A 5,546-nucleotide genomic window follows, 5' to 3' on the forward strand; every position below is an offset into this window, starting at 1 on the left:
CGAATGGCACAACCGCCGGGAGGCAAAAGCGAGACAGGGACGCAGTGCGGCGTAGATTGAGCTAAATTAAATCAAAAAGCACCTGATCAACCTCATCAGATCAGGTGCTTTTTTTATCAGATGGGATAACACAATGGCAGCAAAAACACATCACCGCACCCCGAGATTTGCCTGCCTGAGCAGCATGCTCCTGCTAACACTCATCTTCAGCGGACACGCGCTTGCACAATTCACCTATACCTGGAAAACTGATACAACCTATGAAGGGATAGAATCGACCACCCTCGTGCAACCCGTGCAGGTCATGTTCTTAGATGAGCCGATACAGGTTGTGCCGTACAGCTCATCACTGCGTCTCATGCAAAAATATTCGGTATTACTCGGTACCGAATGGAGTGATGGTCAGGCGTACCGACTGCTCCAGACCTTTGAATCCGTCCCACAATTGAGGAACGACCCGTACAAAGAGACACTCGAAGTGCCATCTTCGTTATGGCAATTGACAGACCAGCACATTCAAAATGACATAGAGATTCGCATCCAGGACGGACAAAAAATCGTCACCTTATCTCGGGAGGCTTTTACATACGCCGACCCATTGCTGGCTGAAATAGAAGGAGTGAGAGGTCGTTTCTTCTCCAAAAGACTGCACCATGCCGTTGTTCGCTATGTAACCGACGATGGCAGAGACAGACACGCATTGAAGCAGATATTAGAGAAACGCTACGGCGTAAGTATAGATGTGCCGGACTATACCGTACTCACGCGAAGAACAACAAAAGAAAATGCAGATTGGTTTTCAGAATTCAAAAACGAAGAATTGATGGCTCTTATCAGCATGTTTGAAGAATATCCACAAGGCATGCTCACGACGCCAGGGCTGCAATATCTGGTGCGGCGATTAGATGGAACACCCTCTCCAATTATATCGAGTGCTGCTGCTTTAGCCTGGGTGACCGAAGGCTATATCGAATTCATGGAATCCGCTTTTAAGGGACGAAATCTTGATACTATCCACCGCTTAATTCTCCATGAAAAAGCGCACTTCTTATGGGAACACCTCTTTGACGACCAACTCAAACAAGACTGGATTGAACTCGGCGGCTGGTATGTAAATCCGGACGATGGAGACGGCTGGTCAACGACCAAACAGGCCGAGTTCGTATCTGCTTATGCACACGGTGTGAATCCGAATGAGGATATGGCAGAAAGTATCAGTTACTACATCGTAAACCCCGACAAGTTGCGTTCGCGTTCCCCTGCCAAATACGAATTTGTTCGAGACCGGATCATGCACGGCACGCGCTACATATCCCGGATACGTGAAGACCTGACATTTCAGGTCTATAACCTATATCCCTATGTGGTGTATCCCGGCCGGATCATACGGGTTGACATAAAGGTTGAAGGCGAACCAGAAGCGGACAAAAAAATAACAATAGAGCTTGAGCTTCACCAGGAAAATGACTTTGACACTGCGCAGGCATCACGCCTGAGTATTCACAGCACAAAAGGGACCTTTTTTTCTATCTGGCTTTATCCCGTAAGCTCCGAGGGCCAACGCATCAATGCAAGTCACATTTTGAGAGGACAACGCACACTATCCAGACACGCGGCGCATGGCTATTGGAATCCAGATCGAATTACCCTAAGAGATGCCCAGGGCAATGAACGCCACGAATCCCAGGTCGATTTCGGATGGAAGCTCTATGTCAACAATCCACTCGCAGATGATAAACCGCCGGAGTACATCAAAAATTCAATGCAACTCTCGTTGTCACAAAGGACAGCAGAAGGCAAGCCATTTCAAATTCTCACCGCACGTTGGAAAATTTTTGAAGAAATCGGGATACCGGAACAGGGCGTCAAAGCTGAACTGAATGATATGAATGCCGAGACCTATTCCTTCTACACGAGGTGGGGTAATTATGACCCTCAGACCAGTGAAGCGAGTGTTCAACTTGCGATTCCGGATTACTTTCAGAGTGGCACATACACGCTTAATCATATCCTGATGTATGATATCGCGTTAAATCCACGGGGCGTGTACTTTACCGATCCAGGAAGAGGAATAAGAGACGAAGATATCATAATAGATGAAGCACCTGCCACCATTGATGTCCAAACGACAAATCCGGATGACACCCCACCTGTACTCGATTTAAATCAGATCACCATTCAGGCAGAGCCGACCAATATAGAAGCACCAAACGGCGAAACACGGGTCGATATCACCTTTAAAGTTAAGGACAACATCAGCGGATATCTTGTGACAGACATGTATTTACGCGATCCCAACGGTGTGAGGCACCGCTTTAGACATTACGAACCGGATTATCGCAAAATCTATTTTACACGGGATCCCACTGTCTATGAAACCTACCATAAAGCGATCACCTTGCCCGTTGGCAGTATTCCCGGAACGTGGGGACTTGCGGAAATGAAAATATGGGACAAAGCATATAACCTCCTTCGGGCAAACTTCACTGAAATCATCCGCTTTGAGGTAGAAGAGACGCCCCTTGCCTCTGCCGACTTTGATGGCGATGGACAGGTCGGGGTCTCAGACTTTCTGCTCTTTGTAGAAGTGTTTGGAACCCAGAGCGGACAGGAGAACTTCGATCCAAAATACGACCTCAACAGCGATGGAATCATTGGCATTCCCGACTTCCTCATCTTCGTGGATTCCTTTGGCAAAACGGTTACAGGATAGCAGTTGCGCGAATATAGGTTATATAAAAAAGAAGCACCAGGTCAGATATGTAATCCGGTGCTTCTTTTTATTCTATCGATAAGAAAGCCAATTAACCATTGACTCGCAAACTATAGTTTTTATATTAACACAAACGTTCACACGGATATAGACGAGAACTCTCAGAAGTTAACACAGTTCAACACTTGAGAATAACCCAATGCCCCAAAAAACATATCACCGCATCTCTTGCCTGAGCATGATCCTCCTGATAGCACTCATCTTCAGTGGACATGCTCTTGCACAATACTCCTATACCTGGAAAACCGACACAACCTACGAAGGGGTAGATAAGGCCACCCTCGTTCAACCTGTACAGGTCATGTTCTTACACCAGCCGATACAGGTTGCGCCGCACAGCTCGTCGTTGCGCCTCATGCAACAATATTCCGTATTACTCGGCACCGAATGGAGTGATGGTCAGGCTTACCGACTGCTCCAGACCTTTGAATCCATACCGCAATTGAGTAACAATCTGTACAAAGAGACACTCGAAGTACCATCCTCATTATGGCAATTGACACACCAGCACATTCAAAATGACATAGAGATTCGCATCCAGGACGGGCAGAAAATCGTCACCTTGTCCCGGGAGGCTTTTACTTATGCCGATCCATTGCTGGCTGAGATAGAGGGCGTGAGAGGCCGTTTCTTCTCCAAAAGACTCCACCGTGCCGTTGTTCGCTATGTAACCGACGATGGCAGAGACAGAGATGCACTGAAGCAGATATTAGAGAAACGCTACGGCATAAGTATAGATGTACCGGACTATACCGAACTTACACGGAACACCACGAAGGAACATGCAGGCCGGTTTTCAGAATTCAAAAACGAAGAATTGATAGCTCTTGTGAGCATGTTTGAAGAATATCCACAGGGTCTGCGCAGCACGCCAGGACTGCAATATCTGGTGCGGCGATTAGATGGAACACCCAATCCGCTTAAACCGACAGCGCCTGCTATAGCATGGACGACCTCGGGCTATATTGAGTTTATGGAATCTGCATTTAAGGGACAGGGGCTCGACTACATCCACCGCTTAATTCTCCATGAAAAAGCACACTTCTTATGGGAACATCTCTTTGACGATCAACTCAAACAAGACTGGATTGAACTCGGCGGCTGGTATGTAAACCCAGACGATGCAGATGGCTGGTCAACGACCAAACAGACCGAGTTCGTATCTGCTTATGCACACAAGAAAAATCCGAATGAGGATATGGCAGAAACGATCAGTTATTACATCGTGGATCCCGACAAGTTGCGTTCCCGTTCGCCCGCCAAATACGAATTTGTTCGAGACCGGATCATGCACGGCACGCGGTACATCTCTCGGATCCGCGAAGACCTGACATTTCAGGTCTATAATCTGTATCCCGATGTCGTATATCCCGGCCGGATCATACGAGTTGACATACAGGTTGATGGTGAACCAGAAGAGGACAAAAAAATAACAGCAGAGATTGAGATTCATCGCGAGAGTGATTTTGATACCGCACAAAAGTTAGGTATCAGGATTTTTAGTGGAAAAGGCACCTATTTTGACATGTGGCTGTATCCTGTAGATGCCTATGGTCAGCGCATCAATGCAGGCCACATTTTGCGGGGAAGTAAAACACTATCAAAACACGCGGCATACGGTTATTGGGGACCAGATCAAATTACCCTCAGGGATGCCCAGGGTAATGAACGCCACGAATCCCAGGTCGATTTCGGATGGAAACTCTATCTCAACAATCCGCTTGCAGATGATAAACCACCGGTTTACGTCAAAAATTCAATGCAACTCTCGTTGTCACAAAGCACAGCAGAAGGCAGATCCTTGCAAATCCTCACCGCACGCTGGAGGGTTTTTGAAGAAACCGGTATAAGGACAGTCTATGCACGGCTAAACGATGAGAATGATGAAACCTATTCTCGTACCTCGGAGGGCCACGGGAACTATGACTCACAAACTGGGGAAGCGCGTGTTGAACTTGTGATTCCGGACTATTTCCCAGGCGGTACGTATAAACTCACCTATATCGGGATGAAGGATATTGCGCTAAATCAGAGTAGCATATTCTTTACTAACCCACGACGCAACTGGGATGAAATTGACGAGTTACCTGCCTCTGTTGAGATTCAGACAACAAATCCGGATGACACCCCACCCGTGCTCGATTTGAATCAGATCACCATTCAGGCAGAACCGACCAATATAGAAGCACCAAATGGCGAAACACAGGTCGATATCACCTTTAAAGTTAAGGACAACATCAGTGGATATCGTTCTACAGACATGTATTTACGCGACCCCAATGGCGTGATGCACCACTTTAGACATTACGATCCGGAGGATTATAGAAAAATCTATTTTACACGCAATCCAACTGTCTATGAGACCTACCATAAAGCGATCATCTTGCCCGTTGGCAGTATCCCGGGAACATGGGGGCTTGCCGAAATGAAAGTATGGGATAAAGCACGGAACATCCTTCGGACAAACTTTACTGAAATCATCCGCTTTGAGGTAGAAGGAATCCCCCTTATCTCTGCCGACTTTGATGGCGATGGGCAGGTCGGGACCTCAGACTTTTTGCTCTTTGTCGAAGTATTTGGAACCCAGAGCGGACAAGAGAACTTCGATCCAAAATATGACCTCGACAACAATGGAACCATTGACATATCCGACTTCCTCATCTTTGTGGATTCCTTTGGCAAAACGGTCACTGGATAAGCACCTACGAGGCAACCGGCCGCTCGGGTCGCAACCTGCGCGAATCATGGGGAGACGACGACGCCAGTGCCTCCC

At 47.3% G+C, this 5,546-nt stretch carries 2 protein-coding genes; both read left to right on the forward strand.

From position 1 onward, the window contains the following. Window positions 1–133 precede the first annotated feature (133 nt). Window positions 134–2,713, forward strand: a complete 2,580-nt coding sequence (locus OXG87_20205) for a hypothetical protein (GenBank protein MCY3871879.1) — start codon at window positions 134–136, stop codon at window positions 2,711–2,713. Between the two features lie 199 nt (window positions 2,714–2,912). Then, window positions 2,913–5,471 carry a hypothetical protein gene (locus tag OXG87_20210; GenBank protein MCY3871880.1) on the forward strand — a complete coding sequence of 853 codons (2,559 nt, stop codon included), beginning with the start codon at window positions 2,913–2,915 and terminating at the stop codon, window positions 5,469–5,471. Window positions 5,472–5,546: the final 75 nt, after the last annotated feature.

The sequence above is a fragment of the Gemmatimonadota bacterium genome, assembly GCA_026706845.1.
Lineage (GTDB): Bacteria > Latescibacterota > UBA2968 > UBA2968 > UBA2968 > VXRD01.

Excerpts from the sequence above, each read along its gene's own strand:
- OXG87_20205 (MCY3871879.1), top strand. The coding sequence starts at position 134 with ATGGCAGCAAAAACACATCACCGCACCCCGAGATTTGCCTGCCTGAGC.
- OXG87_20210 (MCY3871880.1), top strand. The coding sequence starts at position 2,913 with ATGCCCCAAAAAACATATCACCGCATCTCTTGCCTGAGCATGATCCTC.